The 15,123-nt window shown below is 59.8% G+C and carries 17 protein-coding genes; 9 read left to right on the forward strand and 8 right to left on the reverse strand.

Features of this window, described 5'->3' with window-relative positions; translation table 11 throughout:
• Positions 1-7 precede the first annotated feature (7 nt).
• The 3 genes from B5V02_RS12290 to B5V02_RS12300 form a co-directional block, all read right to left on the reverse strand.
• Positions 8-352, reverse strand: coding sequence for an ArsR/SmtB family transcription factor (locus B5V02_RS12290; protein WP_111544445.1), 345 nt, complete (start codon positions 350-352; stop codon positions 8-10).
• A gap of 5 nt (positions 353-357) precedes the next feature.
• The gene (locus tag B5V02_RS12295; RefSeq protein WP_111544446.1) at positions 358-1,014 is read right to left on the reverse strand and encodes a glutathione S-transferase family protein; all 657 of its coding nucleotides are present in this window, start codon (positions 1,012-1,014) and stop codon (positions 358-360) included.
• Positions 1,015-1,138: 124 nt separating this feature from the next.
• Positions 1,139-1,975: an alpha/beta fold hydrolase gene (locus B5V02_RS12300; protein WP_111544447.1), complete on the reverse strand. Its 837-nt coding sequence runs from the start codon at positions 1,973-1,975 to the stop codon at positions 1,139-1,141.
• A gap of 99 nt (positions 1,976-2,074) precedes the next feature.
• Here B5V02_RS12300 and B5V02_RS12305 point away from each other — a divergent pair, with 99 nt between their 5' ends.
• From B5V02_RS12305 to B5V02_RS12315, 3 genes are all read left to right on the forward strand, one after another.
• A complete protein-coding gene (locus B5V02_RS12305) occupies positions 2,075-2,596 on the forward strand; it encodes a winged helix-turn-helix transcriptional regulator (RefSeq protein WP_111544448.1) in 522 nt (173 codons plus the stop codon).
• Between the two features lie 77 nt (positions 2,597-2,673).
• On the forward strand, positions 2,674-2,907 hold the full coding sequence (locus B5V02_RS12310; RefSeq protein ID WP_023810948.1) for a hypothetical protein: 234 nt from the start codon (positions 2,674-2,676) through the stop codon (positions 2,905-2,907).
• A gap of 232 nt (positions 2,908-3,139) precedes the next feature.
• On the forward strand, positions 3,140-3,571 hold the full coding sequence (locus B5V02_RS12315; protein ID WP_111544449.1) for a GlcG/HbpS family heme-binding protein: 432 nt from the start codon (positions 3,140-3,142) through the stop codon (positions 3,569-3,571).
• Between the two features lie 10 nt (positions 3,572-3,581).
• On the opposite strand, the gene B5V02_RS12320 is transcribed toward B5V02_RS12315, so the two are convergent.
• The 3 genes from B5V02_RS12320 to B5V02_RS12330 form a co-directional block, all read right to left on the reverse strand.
• The gene (locus B5V02_RS12320; RefSeq protein ID WP_111544450.1) at positions 3,582-3,983 is read right to left on the reverse strand and encodes a hypothetical protein; all 402 of its coding nucleotides are present in this window, start codon (positions 3,981-3,983) and stop codon (positions 3,582-3,584) included.
• Between the two features lie 310 nt (positions 3,984-4,293).
• On the reverse strand, positions 4,294-4,476 hold the full coding sequence (rpmF, locus tag B5V02_RS12325) for a 50S ribosomal protein L32 (protein ID WP_008834724.1): 183 nt from the start codon (positions 4,474-4,476) through the stop codon (positions 4,294-4,296).
• 141 nt (positions 4,477-4,617) lie between these two features.
• On the reverse strand, positions 4,618-5,379 hold the full coding sequence (locus tag B5V02_RS12330; RefSeq protein WP_111544451.1) for a biosynthetic peptidoglycan transglycosylase: 762 nt from the start codon (positions 5,377-5,379) through the stop codon (positions 4,618-4,620).
• A 78-nt stretch (positions 5,380-5,457) separates the two neighbouring features.
• On the opposite strand from B5V02_RS12330, the gene B5V02_RS12335 reads away from it, so the two are divergent.
• Positions 5,458-6,375, forward strand: coding sequence for a polyprenyl synthetase family protein (locus B5V02_RS12335; RefSeq protein ID WP_111544452.1), 918 nt, complete (start codon positions 5,458-5,460; stop codon positions 6,373-6,375).
• Between the two features lie 430 nt (positions 6,376-6,805).
• Here the strand turns inward: B5V02_RS12335 and B5V02_RS40070 are convergent, their stop codons facing one another.
• Both B5V02_RS40070 and B5V02_RS40075 read right to left on the reverse strand, forming a co-directional pair.
• A complete protein-coding gene (locus tag B5V02_RS40070; RefSeq protein WP_146606056.1) occupies positions 6,806-7,039 on the reverse strand; it encodes a hypothetical protein in 234 nt (77 codons plus the stop codon).
• A gap of 114 nt (positions 7,040-7,153) precedes the next feature.
• On the reverse strand, positions 7,154-7,456 hold the full coding sequence (locus tag B5V02_RS40075) for a hypothetical protein (protein WP_146606057.1): 303 nt from the start codon (positions 7,454-7,456) through the stop codon (positions 7,154-7,156).
• Positions 7,457-7,687: 231 nt separating this feature from the next.
• On the opposite strand from B5V02_RS40075, the gene B5V02_RS12345 reads away from it, so the two are divergent.
• The 5 genes from B5V02_RS12345 (at position 7,688) to B5V02_RS12365 (ending at position 15,122) form a co-directional block, all read left to right on the forward strand.
• On the forward strand, positions 7,688-8,830 hold the full coding sequence (locus B5V02_RS12345; protein ID WP_111544454.1) for a helix-turn-helix domain-containing protein: 1,143 nt from the start codon (positions 7,688-7,690) through the stop codon (positions 8,828-8,830).
• Between the two features lie 406 nt (positions 8,831-9,236).
• A complete protein-coding gene (locus B5V02_RS12350) occupies positions 9,237-10,886 on the forward strand; it encodes a putative bifunctional diguanylate cyclase/phosphodiesterase (protein WP_111544455.1) in 1,650 nt (549 codons plus the stop codon).
• A gap of 224 nt (positions 10,887-11,110) precedes the next feature.
• Positions 11,111-11,584, forward strand: coding sequence for a ubiquinone biosynthesis methyltransferase UbiE (locus B5V02_RS12355; protein WP_245445882.1), 474 nt, complete (start codon positions 11,111-11,113; stop codon positions 11,582-11,584).
• Positions 11,581-12,759 (forward strand): class I SAM-dependent methyltransferase, encoded by a 1,179-nt coding sequence (locus B5V02_RS12360; RefSeq protein WP_111544456.1) that lies wholly within the window; start codon positions 11,581-11,583, stop codon positions 12,757-12,759. Before B5V02_RS12355 ends, B5V02_RS12360 begins: the two co-directional genes overlap by 4 nt.
• Positions 12,756-15,122 carry a SpoIIE family protein phosphatase gene (locus B5V02_RS12365; RefSeq protein WP_111544543.1) on the forward strand — a complete coding sequence of 789 codons (2,367 nt, stop codon included), beginning with the start codon at positions 12,756-12,758 and terminating at the stop codon, positions 15,120-15,122. Before B5V02_RS12360 ends, B5V02_RS12365 begins: the two co-directional genes overlap by 4 nt.
• Position 15,123: the final 1 nt, after the last annotated feature.

A 15,123-nucleotide genomic window follows, 5' to 3' on the forward strand; every position in this document is an offset into this window, starting at 1 on the left:
GGCTCCTTCAGTTTCCTTCGGTGTCATCGCCAGTCTCGGCCAGAAAATCGCCGAGCCGATCCAGCCGGCGTTCCCAGGCAAGACGCCGTTCATTGATCCAGTGTTCGGCCGCTCTTAATGCTTTGGGTTCGATCTGGCAGGTGCGCACCCGGCCAAGCTTCTGCGTGCGCACGAGGCCGCTTGCCTCCAGCAGGTTCAGATGCTGGACGACGGCCGACAGCGACATCGCCAGCGGCTCGGCGAGCTGGCTGACCGAGGCCGGGCCGCGCGACAGCCGGTCGACCATCTGCCGCCGCGCCGGATCGGCGAGCGCCTGGAACATCAGATCGATCTGGGCAGGATCGTGCAGCATTGCGATCAGCCGTTGTTGTAGGGGAAGAACTTGAAGTAGGGCTGCGCCTCCTCGATCACGCGGGCGAAAGCCGCGCGCTGCACCAGGCGGTCATGGTATCGTTTTACGGCAGGATACTTGTCGCCGAACGGCTCGACCTTGTTGGCATAAAACAGTGCGGGAGACGCCGAGCAATCGGCCATGCTGAAGGCGTCGCCGATCGCCCAGTTCTTCGTCTGCATGTCCTCTTCGAGGATGGCGTAGGAGTTGCGCAACTGGGCGCGGGCCTGCTCGACGCCGAACGGGTCGGTCTTGTCCTGCGGCCGCAACCGGTCGCCGACGATCTTCTGCATCGGCTCCTGAACATAGAAATCATAGAAGCGATCAGCCTGCCGGACTGCCAGCGCCAGGTCGATGTCGGCCGGGACGAGGTCGACCGGCCCCGGATAGTACGCGGCCAGATATTCGACGACGATGGTCGATTCCAGCACCGTGCGGTCGCGCGCATCGTCGCTCAGGGCCGGCATCTTGCCGGTCGGCGAAATCTTCAGGAAGGCCGTGCGCGACTCGGTATCGCCGAGATCGACGATGACCGGCGTGAACGGTATGCCGTTCTCATACAGCGCGATCAACGGCTTCCAGCAGAAGGAGGCCAGTGGATGGAAATGAAGCGTCAGGGACATTTTTTGCTCGTCTGTTTCAGGATGCGTCGGTGGTCGCTGCCGTGCTGCTTGCCAGAATAAAACACTGAAGCATTTACTTAACTATTGCGACAGGCCTGGCTCGTCAAGGCCCGTGCAGGATGGCTCAATTGGCTTGAGTGTGATCGACGATGGCGGCGACCATCACCGTCCAGTCGTCCGGATGCAACTCGTGGCCGCCGCCTGTGATCCGAAGAATTTTGGCGCCGGCGACAGCCTCGGCCAGCGCCTCGCCGTGCTCGACCGGAAAGATCGGATCCGCCGTGCCATGGATGACCAGCAGTGACGCCGTCATCTCGTGCACGCGGCCCTTCCACGCATCGCCACCCCTAAGCATGAAGTGATTGGTCGCGCTCAGCAGGCCACCGGAGCGGTCATAATCGTGCTCGACAAAAGCCCGCATCTGGGCCTCATCAAATGGGTGCACGGTGCTGGCGATCGCCTGCGCGTCCTTGACGATGAAATCGACCACCTGGCCACGGTTCGACCAATCGACTTTCGCGCCCTCAGCCGAATGCTTGATATAGGCATCGCTCGTCTGAGGCAGTTGCGAGGTGTCGATCCCCAGGGGCGAGCTGCTGATGACGATCAGCGAAGCGACACGGGACGGGTGCTTGAGGGCCACAAGCTGCGCGATCATACCGCCCATCGACATGCCGACAACATGTGCCTTGCCAACGCCGTGGTCGTCGAGAACACGCATCGCGTCGTCGGCCATGTCATCGAATGTATAAGGCGGCTCTCCCGGCGGATATTTGGTCGAGCAGCCGGTATCGCGATTGTCATAGCGGATCACGAACAGGTCGGCATCGGCCAGTTTCCGGCACAGCGCCTGCGGCCACCAGAGCATGGAGGCCATCGCTCCCATGATCAGCAACAGCGGCGGGTTTGCCGGATCGCCAAAGGCCTCGGATACGATCTTGGGGCGTTCGATGGTTGTCATGGCTCGGTCTCCTGCCCAGCAATACTGATTGCATTTTGCAATCGGTTGCACGATAATAAAACTGATACGATAATGCAACCGGTTTTTTGGAGAAATCTCATGAGCATGGATCACCGGTCCGGATGCCCGATCAACCTGTCGCTGGAAGTGTTCGGCGACCGCTGGAGCCTGATCATCCTTCGCGACATGATTTTCGGCGGCAGGCGCCACTTCCGCGAGCTGCTCAACGGATCGATGGAAGGCATTGCCTCCAACATCCTTGCCGACCGGCTGAAGCGGCTGATGGAGCTGGGCATGCTGACCAAGGCCGACGATCCCAGCCACAAGCAGAAGGCGATCTACAGCCTGACCGAGATGGCGATCACCCTGGTGCCGATCCTGGCCCATCTCGGCGCCTGGGGCCGTGTCTGGCTGCCGGTCAGCGAAGAACTGTCGATCCGCGCCGAGCTTCTGGAGAAAGGCGGACCGCCGCTGTGGGACAAGTTCATGGACGAGTTGCGCCACGATCATCTCGGCATGCCGCTCGATACACCGGCGGACGCTACCGTTCGGGCGACCTTGCAGGCCGCCTACGAGGCCGTGGTCGCCAGCAAGGCCCTCGCCGCCAGCCCGGCCGCTTGACCAACTTATTTTCCCGTTTGGGACCCGGCTCTGCTAGAAGAGGCGGAAAATCACGATTCACGGGATTGGATAAGGTCTTGGTTGAGAACTCTCGGGATGCTGCCCGCGCGCGCGCTGACCTGCGTTTCAAGAAGCAGGAAGAGGCGGCAACCGTCCGCCAGAAGGCGATGGCCGAATACGTCGCCGAGAGCGACGCCCGCCAGGCCAAGACCAACAAGTTGCGGGCGCTCCGTCTCGCCAAGGAAGCGGAAGACCTTGCCAACGCGCCGGCGGCACCCGCCAAGAAGCCGGCCCGCGCCAAGAAGAAATAGCGCTGCCAGCCGGCACGTCTGGAGCAATTCCAGGAAAAGTGTGAAACGGTTTCCGTCCGGAATTGCGTCAAAACAAAGAGATGGAGCCACAGCGGTAGTACCATGTCCGGATGGTGTCGGTGAACGCCGCTTTCCATTCCGCCTCTTCATGCGAAGCTATTTCAACCGAAACCGGGATTTTGCCGTGCCCGTCGACGGTCGATGATCGACGCGTTTCAACCAGGAGACTGCCATGACCGCACTGTCGCTCGAAAAAGCCGTTGAGATCATCGATGCCGCCTTTGCCAGGGGCGCCGATCTCAAGCTCAAGCCGCTCGGCGTCTCGGTGCTCGACGCCGGCGGACATCTGGTCGCCTTCCAGCGCCAGGACGGCGCCTCGTTCCTGCGTCCGCAAATGTCGGCCGGCAAGGCCTATGGCGCGCTCGCCATCGGTATGGGCTCGCGCCGCGTCGAGGCCTTCGCCAAGGAGCGCCCGCACCTCGTTGCCGGCATCTCGGACGTGTCTGGCGGACGCGTGCTGCCGGTCGTCGGCGGTGTGCTGATCCGTGACAAGGCCGGCGCCATCATCGGCGCCGTCGGCATTTCCGGCGATACGTCAGACAATGACGAAGCGGCTGCCATCGCCGGCATCGAGGCCGCCGGCTTCACCGCCGATCCTGGTTGAGGCGCCGGCTCTAATTTAAGTTGATGTCTCTGCTCGCCGACCGCATCGACACTGCGAACCCGGCCAGCACGTCGAACAGCGTGATGACCATCAGCGTGAAGAAGATGGAATGTGCCGCGCCCTTCACCAGCAGGAATTCGACCAGGAACGCAACGAAGACCAGTGTCGACAAAAGATGATCCATGATCGAGGCACTGGTCGTGCGCGTCGACTTCACCATTTCGGCGAAAAGGAAAATCAGCCCAATCAGCACCATCAGATCGCCGAGCGTCATCGAGAACACCCCGCCCGACATCATCCTGAAGGAGAAGATTTCGCTCGCCCACGGATCGTCGCCGCCGCCGAATATTCCGAGCAGGCCGAGATTGTAGAGCACGAAAGGCACGATCAAAAGCGGGACGGCACCGAACATCTGGCGTCTCCATATGGGGGCAATCTTCTGTAGAATGCGCCACAGGCACGCCGTCAAGATTTTTCGTGAAAGGCCACGAACACGGTCGAAGACCGGATGCAACAACCATGTCAGCCGGTCGCCCGGCCGACATGGAGCAGATTCCAGGAAAGTGAAACGATTTTCCGTCCGGAATTGCGTCAAACAAAGAGATCGAGGGCTCAGCGCGCCAACGCGGGCCAGGGGCTGCCCGGTCCTGGGGCCCGCCAAACGCAAAAAGACCGGCCACTGGCCGGTCTTTCGATAGCTCAAAACGTCGAAAAAGCTGGTCTCAGCTTTCCTTGGGCGTCAACACCTGACGGCCGCGATACATGCCGGTCTTCAGGTCGATGTGATGCGGACGGCGCATTTCGCCGGAATTCTTGTCCTCGACATAGGTCGGGGCCTTGAGGGCGTCGGCCGAGCGGCGCATGCCGCGCTTGGACGGAGAGGTTTTTCGTTTCGGAACGGCCATGGATATGCTCCATTACATGGTCAAAAAGCCTCGCCCGCCCTCGTAAAAGGGCCGTGTCGGGGCCGGAATCTGAGAAAGTCGGGTGCCTATACACGCCCTGCGCCGTTTTGGCCAGCACTGCCGCGAATTTTTTTGAGCTGGCTACTGCAGACAGCCGACATAGGCGCCGGAGCGGCCAGCGCGGCGCTCGATCAGATTGGCGAGCCGTCTCAGGCCCGGGCCGGGCTTCGCCGGATTGCGGGCAATCGGATTTGGCAGGGAGACGGCGAGCAGGGCTGCCTGCCGTCGCGACAATTGCTTTGCTGAAACGCCGAAATGGTGCTGTGCCGCGGCCTCGATGCCATAGATGCCCGGCCCCCACTCTGCGATGTTGAGATAGATTTCCATGATGCGCCGTTTCGACATCACCGCGTCGAAATAGACGGCCAGCGGCAGTTCGACCACCTTGCGCACCGAGCCCAGCGGCCGCGACCAGAGAAACAGGTTCTTGACCGTCTGCATGGTGATGGTCGAGGCGCCGCGCGTCGCTTCGCCGGCCAGCGCGTCGTCGACGACGCCCCTCAGCTCGCCGAGATCGACACCCCGGTGAAAGCAGAACTGCCCATCCTCCGACATGATGACCGAATTGGCCAGCACCGGCGCCACGTCGTCGATCGACACCCAGCGGCGGTCGTAGCCGGAGAACGTCGCCAGGTCCTTCAGCATCAGTGTCGAGACCGGATGCACGAAGGACGGCAGATAGAGGAACGTCAGCACCGTTGGTATGAGCGCCAGCACCGCGGCCACGACGATGCCGCGCCGGACCCAGCGCTTGAGACTGCGGCGGTTCACGCCCCGCGATCTCGTCGCCATGTCCAGCTTTTCGATTTCATGATCGACGATCGGTTCCGCCAAGCCGCCCAACCCGTGCTTCTCCCTGCTCCGGCATAATGGCGCTTGGCTTCTTGCGCAACGTCTGAGTGTCGGCTACCGCTCCCGGCCATGACGAATGAGGACGAAATGGCGTTCGAAATGGCGCTTATTGCGCGCGCTGCCGCCGTCGAGGTGCTGCTGCGGCGGCTTCTCGACGACCGCACGCTTTCGGGCGAGATCGCGCGGCCCGACCGCCTGATGGCGGCGATGCGCCACGGCGTGCTGAACGGCGGCAAGCGCCTGCGTCCCTTCCTGGTCATGGAAAGTGCAGCCCTTTTTTCCGCCGATGGCGACGCGGCACTGCGCGTCGCCGCCGCCCTTGAATGCGTGCATTGCTATTCGCTGATCCACGATGATCTGCCCGCCATGGACAACGATGATCTGCGTCGCGGCCAGCCCACCGTGCACAAGGCCTTCGACGAGGCAACCGCCATCCTGGCCGGCGACGCCTTGCTGACGCTGGCCTTCGACATCATCGCCGGCGAGGCAACCGTGCTGCCGGCGGAGCGGCGGGCAGCCTTGGTGCTGGCGCTGGCCCGCGCCGCCGGGGCCGGCGGCATGGTCGGCGGCCAGAAGCTCGACCTCGAGGCCGAACAAGCGCAGCCGGACGAAGCCGGCATCATCCGGCTGCAGGCGATGAAGACCGGCGCGCTGATCCGCTTCGCTTGCGAGGCGGGCGCGCTGATCGCCGGTGCCCCTGCCGAGGACCGTGAGCGGCTGGCCGAATTCGGCTCGGCGATCGGCCTCGCCTTCCAACTCGCCGACGATTTGCTCGATTTGACCGCCGATGCCACTCAGATGGGCAAGGCCACCGGCAAGGACGCCGCCGCCGGCAAGGCGACGCTGGTGGCGCTGCATGGCGCGAACTGGGCGCGCAGCCAGCTGCAAGGGCTAGTCGACCAGGCGCATGAATTGCTCGCGCCTTATGGCGAGCGTGCCATGCGGCTGAAGGAAGCAGCGACATTCGTGGCGGCGCGTAACAGCTGAGGTTGCGGCCGATCTGATCTTTGCTCCGATCAGATTGCCAAATTTGCCTGCTTTGTGCCGGGAGCGGACGCTTAGCATCAAGGCTTTGAACGTCCCTATGTGGACCGGAAGCGGAATGGCAGCTTCTAGCATCCAGAAAGCGATGGCAGACATTCAAGCAGGTGGGATTGAAGTCTCCAACTGACCCAAACACGACAGCCGACATCACGGCTAACAGGTCCGCTTGCACCAAAAACGATCTTCCGAAGCAAATCTCAACCAGTGGAGGGAGTGGGATTGAAACCACCGAGAACTCGTGCCCGCGCCGGTTTTCAGTCCGGTGCCCTGGCTAAAGCGCCTCGCGACTGAACGGATTCATGCGACGCGCCTTAGGTTACTGCTGTTATCCATCTCGTTGTACCAAAACCGCTGCGCACTTTTTGGGCGACATCTACGAATGTCCGGTTCCCGCAGCCTTTTGCCGACGAGACCTGACCGCCTCCAGCAGTTCGCGCTCGCAGGTGTGAGCATTTCGAAAAATGGCCACAACCATCACCGCCAAGATTTCTGCGTCCAGGTCCAAAGGGTCGAGATTCTCATCCTCGCAGACCTGATTGAACACGCGCTCGCAAATAGCCAGATCGAGGGGGCTCAGGCAGGTGCGATTGAAACGCCGACGCAGCATCTGTGCGAACCTTTCAGGGCCCGCCCCCGTGCTTGGAGGCGGGCTTTTACTAATGAACCGCTGACGCGATGGAATGCTTAAATGATAATATCGTCCACAGTGTATTGAATCAGTTTACCTGTTGCCTGATGATTCCTCTGTTAATAGTCCCAAAATCAGCGCGCATTCACGAGCTTTATACTGCCCAGCAATCATAAGCTGGTAGTAATCTTGCCGTTTGTGTTCCGGGACGTGAAATCCGCGCCGAAATTCCGCCGCTTCTTTCGCGGTTCGAGTGCAGCCGAGTTTACTGGCGGTGACTTTCAAACTCGCCAGCGAGCATCCGATCTTTTCTGCAATAATTTTCAACGGCTCGTTGTTACCGTATCCATCAAGAATTATCTTGCGACGAGCTTCGCTGTTGAGCTTTGTGTTCATTTCGATGGTCTCCTCAACTACTATCTCACGATGCCAGATTCTTACGCGTCAGGTTGAAGAGTGTCGTTAGCTTCGCATCCAGAAACTTATCTCGGAATGCATTTCTTGCTGTAATCCAGCGTGATCGCCGTTTTTGTCGACTCGGGTTCCGCCAGTCTTGCCAGATGCCTGAAATACACCACATGATTGTGAGGGGCATGGGCATACCCGAATCGGATATGGCACCACGCGATGGACACTAAGAGGCAAGACCAGGCCCTTGCGAGGCAGCAGCGGGACCTTGATCGGCGTCGTTGGCCGCGCGAAGGTCAACCCCACAATGAGGCCGCTCCATCGCTCGCGCCGGTGCTCGAACCTCTGCCCTTTTCAACGCTCGAACTGGCGCCAGAGGGTCAATTCGCTGCTTGGCAAGCGCATATGGCGCCGCTTGTCGAGGTCAGGTTGCCGGAAGACAAATCGCCGGACAATGGCTTTCCCGCCGACCACACGGCTTGGAATCTCGGTGGCATGCTGATCGTTCAACAGCGCGCGCCGGCACATAGCTACATGCGTTCCGCCGCGAAGCTCCGATCCAGTTCGATCGATCACTGGTATATCGTCTTGCCACGTACTGGCCGGTCGTGGACGGAGGTGGATCGCCGCGTTGCGGAAAACCAGTCGGGCAAATTGGAGATCAGATCGCTTGGCTATCCGTTTCGCGGGAGGGTAACGGACTCGGAAAGTCTCTTTCTCTATCTGCCGCGTGATTTGTTCTCTGATGCGGCGTCGACCCTCGACGCAAAGAACAATTCAATTCTGTCCGGCAACTTTGCCAACCTCTTCGTCGACTACGTCAACAGCATCGAAGCAAGACTGCGCAGTCTCACGGCCGAAGATCTGCCCCGCATCATACACGCAACACGCAGCATGATCATTGCCTGCCTCGCGCCTCCGGCGGAACATGCCGCGGCTGCCGAACAATTGGCGAGTGTCGCGCTGATGGAGCGCGCGCGTCGATACGTCCAAACCAATCTGGATGCGGCTCATCTGACACCGGATTCAATGTGCCGGGCGCTCGGCGTATCGCGCTCTCGTCTGTATCAATTGTTCGAACCGAGCGGTGGTGTTCTCCATTACATACAAAGTCGCCGACTTCTGGCAGCTCATGTTGCACTCAGCGATCCGGCGGACAGCCGGCGAATTGTTGATATTGCCGAGACCTTCGGGTTTAGTTCAGCGGCCAATTTCAGTCGAGCATTCAGCAAGGAATTCGGTTACAGCCCCCGCGAAGGCCGCAGTACTGTGGTGTTGCCGCGCCCCGCCCACTCTGTTTCGCTTGCTGAACACGAGAAGGCCTCGTCCTTTGAAGGTTGGCTCAAAGCGCTCGGAAGCTGAGTGCAGGATCGGCGATGGTTGAGATGGGCGGGCTTAAAACAGGGGCGGGGAAGGCGACGCCGCTCCGTGGACCAGAATATTTCGTGTCGCGTCCACCCGCGCCATCAATCATATGGCCAATTCCCGCCAATTTCCGGTTTATTAACCAACTGGGATTGCTCATCGTTATCGCCGCCAATCACAGCAGAGCATACATTGCAACTACGCCGCATGCGGAACTTGTTAAGACCGGGAGTTGAAAGTTTGCCAAGCTTGACAGTTATGCTATTTTTACACTGGGGACGCGGATTCGCACCGCCTATGGAGGTGGCTATTGCATCCAGACGCATCAGGCGTCGGCACGGAGAGTGAGGGGCCCTCCTCAAGCGATGTTCCACGTCCCGGCGAAACGCTTCTCGCTGACCTTTTGGCGAACACGACCGAACTTTTGTCGTTCTATGACCGCGACTTCTGTCTGACGCACTACGCAACCAAGCTCAAAGGCGTGTACGGAGGCGTGGTGGCGCCGGGTGCCGCCATTTGGGAGATCTATCCGAGCTTCCTCGATGCGAGGTATCGCGACGAATTTCATCGTGTGTTCCACGGCGGCTCGCCGGCAAGCATCGATTTGCCGCGATCATCGGGCGAAGCGCCGCGGTCCGCTTTCGTTTTCGCGACTGCAAATGGTGTGGGAATCATCGAATCAAGGGGGCGTGGTGGGCGGAGCGTCGCGGAGGAGCAAGAGCATGTAATTCTGCTCCATCAGGCGACGCACGACGTGTTGACCGGACTGCAGAATCGGCGGCGATTCGGCGAGCAGCTGCAGCAAGCACTGGCGGCCCTCGGCGAACCAAAGTCGAAAATCGCCCTGCTGCAGATCGACCTCGATGATTTCAAAGCGGTCAACGACACGCTCGGCCATGGAGCAGGCGATACGCTCCTTCAGCTCGCGGCGGGTCGTATCCGCGACGCGCTGCAGGATGGCGAATCCGCGTACCGGTATGCCGGCGATGAGTTCGCTGTCATCCAATTGGGAAGGGAGCAGCCAGCAGAGGCTGAGCGCCTCGCCGGATCGCTGGTCGACGCGTTCAAGGCCCCCTTCGTCATCAACGGTATTCCCGTCTTCGTCGGCTCGAGTATCGGAATTGCTTTCGGGCCGGAGCACGGGACCGATGGCGAGCAGCTGATGAAAGCCGCTGACATTGCTCTTTACGCAGCCAAGACAGATGGGCGCGGCTGCGCTCGAACATTCAACCGTTCGATGCTGCTCTTGCTCGAGCAACGCGAGAATCTGAGGCGCAGCCTTCGAACCGCGCTGGAGCGGGGCGAGCTTTATCTGGAATATCAGCCGCTCATTCGGCCCCCCTCGTCGGTGATCGGTTTCGAAGCGCTGCTGCGGTGGCGGCACCCCGACGTCGGGGTCATTCCTCCCAGCGTGTTCATCCCGATCGCCGAAGCCGACGGTTTGATGGACGACATTGGACGATGGGTGCTCGAGGAAGCCTGTCGCCAGGCATTGACCTGGCCTTCCTCGCTGACAGTCGCGGTGAACCTGTCGCCGGCTCAGTTCCTTGGCGGTTCGCTGACAGACACGGTTGCTCAGGTCATCGACGAAGTTGGAATCCGACCCGACCGGCTTGAACTCGAGATAACCGAGACGGTTCTTCTTGAGAAGACGATCGACAATATCGATACATTAAACACTCTGAACGTATTGGGAATACGAATATCGCTCGATGATTTTGGAACGTACTATTCGTCGTTGAGTTACCTTAAGAATTTTCCCTTCGACACGTTGAAGATAGATCAGTACTTCATTGCGGACCTGGAGACCGATCTCAAAAGCCAAACGATCGTGCGATCGATCATAAATCTGGCGCACGGCCTGGGAATAAGTGTCACTGCCGAGGGGGTCGAGACGTCGGCACAGGCACGATGGCTGATCAAGGAAAACTGCGATTGCTTGCAAGGTAATTTCCTGGGACGGCCGCTCGGAGCCGAAGCAACCAACGATTTCATCAGGCGGTCCCCGCTGAGGGTGGTACGAGCGATGGAGGAATCAAATCGGGCGGTCTAGCGCCTTGCACCCTTTGTTAACGGTGAAGTGGAGATTTGTAGAAACGATCGAGACAGATACCGCGCAATCCTTCGAGTCAGTGCGAGAGTGACTCGTTACGGGCGCGGTGAAATTTTCAGCCTCGGAGGTCATTGCCCCACCAGGGCTCAATACTGATGGAACATGGGAGGATGCCGATGGGACCTGTTCAACATGACCTAGCTGGCGAGCCGACTTTTGAGCCCATGATCCAGATCGACATGGAAATCAAAGCTTTCGTCTCCGCTTGGAGACACTGCGATTATGTCTCGACATACATGGCCCGCATGATCAGTCAAAATAGATCAGACTCGGTCCGGCATTCAAATCTCTTTTCCTCTGCCTTTAACGAACTGCTGGAAGTCGTCTTTCGTACCCGCCATGCCGACGGCGAATTGGCATGCAGGGTGTCTCGCCATGGCGCCACGGATAGGATCGAGCTGACATTCCCTTGCGTGCCAGGGGAGCGCCGATTCTACCAAGAGGCCGTGTCGCAAGTCGCAGGATTCGAGGCCGGGGAGCGATACCTTAACTCGGTGTCCGGGGATCTCGCGCCCAGCCGGGAGGTCGTACTCCTGGAACTGGCTGTCGACTACAACGCGACACTCAGGGTCGAGGAAGCCGATGGCGATGCAATCAAGCTTGTCGTCGATCTTCCGCTTGAGGGCCTGCGAAATTGAGCCCTTATGACCTTCTCCCGCGCTTCAAGGCGCAATACGACGCGAACAACCAGGAGTTCTCCATATGGGGGGTGGTCCGGCCTCAGGCGGTCGATGAGCTCGGGCCCAGCATGGCATTGCTTCGCGATGCGATCGGCCGCGTGTGCGGCGTTCTCTACATCAATGTCAGACGCCTGACGCAGATGAACAACGCTGCGTTTTACGCCTTTTCGAGGACCATCATTGATGCCTGTCGCGCTCGACCCGATCTCAAATTCGTCGTCATCACGTCAAGCGTCGTCGGATGGACCTCGCGAAAATTCGGTCGCTTGAGCGGAATCGAACCGAACATCACGGTCGAGGAGTATGACAGTGAATTCTATCCGGGGCAGGGCTTCCTCGAGGAAGGCGGGTTCGTTCCGATCCTCCGCACACAGACAAAGATGACCTGGCGCCACGAGCGCGCAATCTTGCCGCGACACGGCATGAGGCCCGGGATCGTCATGGCCGACATCTGTTGCGGGATCGGAGATTTCGCCGTGCTCGTGCAGAAGGAGTTCCAGCCATCGCGGATCGTCGCCCTCGACCACTCCATGTCAAGCCTCAGCTATGCTCGACAAGTGATGCGGGAGTTCGATATCCGGGGCATCGAATATACCTATGGCGATGCGTCGGAGATGCTGCTCGACGAAGCGCAGTTCGATTTGGTCACCTGCCGGCATTCACTGCAAATCTTCAATCGGCCTGAACTCATCCTCAAGGAACTCTATCGCATATGCAAGCCGGGCGGACGGGTCTACATTACCAACGAGAAGAATTCGCATTGCCTCGGGGAGCCGCGCTCCGAAAGCATTCGTTGGACCTACAACGAGGTGGCGAAGCTGTTCGGGCATTTCGAGATGGATGTCGAGCTTGGGCCCAAGAGTCGGCGATACCTGGTCGAAGCCGGGTTCGAAGATATACGTGTCGAGTCCTTCATGGTCACTAACCTGGACGGCGATCCGCAGGACTTCGCCGATGTCATTGTGGCCTGGGCGAATGTCTATGCGGGCGAGATGGCGACCAGACGCGGCGACGGACCGGAGTTCGTCGCACGGTTCCGGCAGGGCTTCCAGGACCACATTTTCGCTGCACTCCACCCCAAGGGTTATGCGGGTTGGCCGATCTGGGTCGCATCGGGGCGACGGCCGCAATGAAAGCCGACAATGAGCCTACACCACGCTTCGGCCTGCGCTCCTTTCGAGCGAAATTCGTATTGGTCGTTGGCGGCGCCGTACTGTTCGACCTCCTGCTGAGTGGCGGCCTGGCGCTTTGGAACGTTCAAAAGCTGTCGCGCGACGCCACATCGGAAGTCGGTGAGGGCCTGACGACCGCAAACCAGGAATACATTCGTTCCTATGCCGATTCGACGGCGTTGAGTGTCGACCTGCTGCTCGATCGGGTTCATGGGGACGTCAAGGCGCTGGCCGGCGTGCTGCAGGCCCAGATCGACGATCCGAGTAGGCAGCAACAGGTCGGAGCGACGCTTTCGCATCAGGCGCCCGGCTCCGTGAAGGTCGTCTACGACACTAAGGGCGATTGGGCGCAGAATCTGCCGGGCTCGCCTTCCGTGGTAAGCGTCTGGGGCTACCTGCTGGGCGCCGACCACAGTCCGCTGCCCGGCGTTCAGAAGGAAATAGAAGACAGTACCGTGATCGATCTCGTCGCACCGACTCTCATGGCCAGCGGGGCGTCCAAACTGCAGATGTACTATATTGGTCCAAAAGAACGGCCGATCTTCAGGACGGTACCATATACGGACCAGGCACAGACCTTCGACCGGCTCTATCCAGGCCACAACAAGGCGGAGTTCTGGGAGTTCTTCTTTCCGGGAATCTATGGTTCATGGCAGCAATGGGCCAAGGATCCAGCCTCACGTCCGGTCCCTGACGACATAACCCAGACAGCGCCTTACACCGATGCGATCACGGGAAAGCTGATCGTCAGCTTTTTCCACCCGCTGTGGACGCGCGATCGCACCAGTATCGCCGGCACGGCGGGGGCGGACATCACGCTCGATCAGCTCGCGGAAGTCGTTGAAAGGGTGAAGATCGCTGAAACCGGGTTCGGTTTCCTCACGATGTCGACCGGCAACGTGGTGGCGATCAATCCGTCGGGCCAGGCGATCATCGGCCTGACTTCATCGAGCGATGCCGGCACGCAGGGCGTCACCGGCCTGGAGAGGTCCCTGCGGGGAAGTACGCAGCCGGCTATCGCGTCGCTGCCTCTCGACCAGAACAATGACGGTGTCATCCAGCATATCATGCTCGACAACAAGGGCGAACGCGTTCCCTACATTGTTGTTCTCAAGAGGTTGAAACCGACCAATCTGTGGAGTTCGGGACCGATCAAGTCCGAAACGATGTCGGTCGGGATCGTCGTTCCCGAAGGGGAGATCTATGCGTCCCTGTTCGCCGCGCAGAAGAGTATTTCCCGCGCAACCAATCGTATCCTGCTCTTCCAGGTCGGCGCGATCGTCGTTTCGCTTCTGATTGTCTTTGCGGCCGTGCTCGGGATTTCGAAACGGATCACCGCGGGCCTCAGGGCGCTTGCCAGCGCCGCCCAGAAGCTCCAGTCCAAAGATTATTCAGTCCGCGTGAACATTCCAACGCGCGACGAGGTTGGAGCGGCAGGGATTGCCTTCAACCGGATGGCTGAGGAGATCAGCTTTCACACGGAAAACCTCGAGCAACTCGTCGACGAACGAACCAGGGAGCTCGGGGACGCAAATCAGGAGATTTCCGCACTCAACGAAAAGTTGCGGGACGAGAACGTCCGCCTCGGTGCCGAACTCGCAGTTGCCAGGCAGATCCAGATGATGGTCCTGCCGAAACCATTCGAACTCGAAGCGATTCCGGGGCTGGAGATCGCAGCGTATATGCGGCCGGCAGACGAGGTCGGCGGGGACTACTACGACGTCCTGCAGAACGGATCACGGGTAAAGATCGGCATCGGCGACGTGACCGGTCATGGTCTCGAGAGCGGCGTGCTGATGCTGATGGTCCAATCCGTTGCACGCGCGCTGCAGGAGACCAACGAAGCGGATCCGCACCAGTTTCTGGATCGGCTGAACAGAGCGATCTACAAGAACATCGAGCGGACGAACACCGATAAGCATCTTACGCTGGCCTTCCTTGACTTTGAGGATGGGCGGGTAACGCTATCCGGCCAGCATGAGGACGTTCTCGTCGTCCGTGCGGACGGGGAAGTCGAACGCATCGACACGCTTGATCTGGGTCTGCCGGTTGGTCTGGAGAGTGACATCTCGCAGTTCATTGACACGCATGACATCAAGTTCGGGAGCGGCGACGTGATCGTGCTGCACACCGACGGTGTGACCGAGGCGGAAGACCAGGACAAAAGACTGTTCGGGTTCGAGCGCCTTTGCCAGAGCGCACGAAAACGTCATGGCAGGAGCGCCGAGGAAATCAAAACCGGGATCATCGAGGATCTGATGGCCCATATCGGAATACAGAAGATCCACGACGACATCACCCTCGTGATCATAAGGCACACATAGG

The sequence above is a fragment of the Mesorhizobium kowhaii genome, from assembly GCF_003253745.1.
In the GTDB taxonomy this organism is placed as follows: Bacteria; Pseudomonadota; Alphaproteobacteria; order Rhizobiales; family Rhizobiaceae; genus Mesorhizobium; species Mesorhizobium kowhaii.

Bases quoted from the DNA above. Each gene is read 5' to 3' on its own strand.
- B5V02_RS12290 (WP_111544445.1), bottom strand. From the start codon at position 352: ATGCTGCACGATCCTGCCCAGATCGATCTGATGTTCCAGGCGCTCGCC.
- B5V02_RS12295 (WP_111544446.1), bottom strand. From the start codon at position 1,014: ATGTCCCTGACGCTTCATTTCCATCCACTGGCCTCCTTCTGCTGGAAG.
- B5V02_RS12300 (WP_111544447.1), bottom strand. From the start codon at position 1,975: ATGACAACCATCGAACGCCCCAAGATCGTATCCGAGGCCTTTGGCGAT.
- B5V02_RS12305 (WP_111544448.1), top strand. From the start codon at position 2,075: ATGAGCATGGATCACCGGTCCGGATGCCCGATCAACCTGTCGCTGGAA.
- B5V02_RS12315 (WP_111544449.1), top strand. From the start codon at position 3,140: ATGACCGCACTGTCGCTCGAAAAAGCCGTTGAGATCATCGATGCCGCC.
- B5V02_RS12320 (WP_111544450.1), bottom strand. From the start codon at position 3,983: ATGTTCGGTGCCGTCCCGCTTTTGATCGTGCCTTTCGTGCTCTACAAT.
- rpmF (WP_008834724.1), bottom strand. From the start codon at position 4,476: ATGGCCGTTCCGAAACGAAAAACCTCTCCGTCCAAGCGCGGCATGCGC.
- B5V02_RS12335 (WP_111544452.1), top strand. From the start codon at position 5,458: ATGACGAATGAGGACGAAATGGCGTTCGAAATGGCGCTTATTGCGCGC.
- B5V02_RS40070 (WP_146606056.1), bottom strand. From the start codon at position 7,039: ATGCTGCGTCGGCGTTTCAATCGCACCTGCCTGAGCCCCCTCGATCTG.
- B5V02_RS40075 (WP_146606057.1), bottom strand. From the start codon at position 7,456: ATGAACACAAAGCTCAACAGCGAAGCTCGTCGCAAGATAATTCTTGAT.
- B5V02_RS12345 (WP_111544454.1), top strand. From the start codon at position 7,688: ATGGACACTAAGAGGCAAGACCAGGCCCTTGCGAGGCAGCAGCGGGAC.
- B5V02_RS12355 (WP_245445882.1), top strand. From the start codon at position 11,111: ATGATCCAGATCGACATGGAAATCAAAGCTTTCGTCTCCGCTTGGAGA.
- B5V02_RS12365 (WP_111544543.1), top strand. From the start codon at position 12,756: ATGAAAGCCGACAATGAGCCTACACCACGCTTCGGCCTGCGCTCCTTT.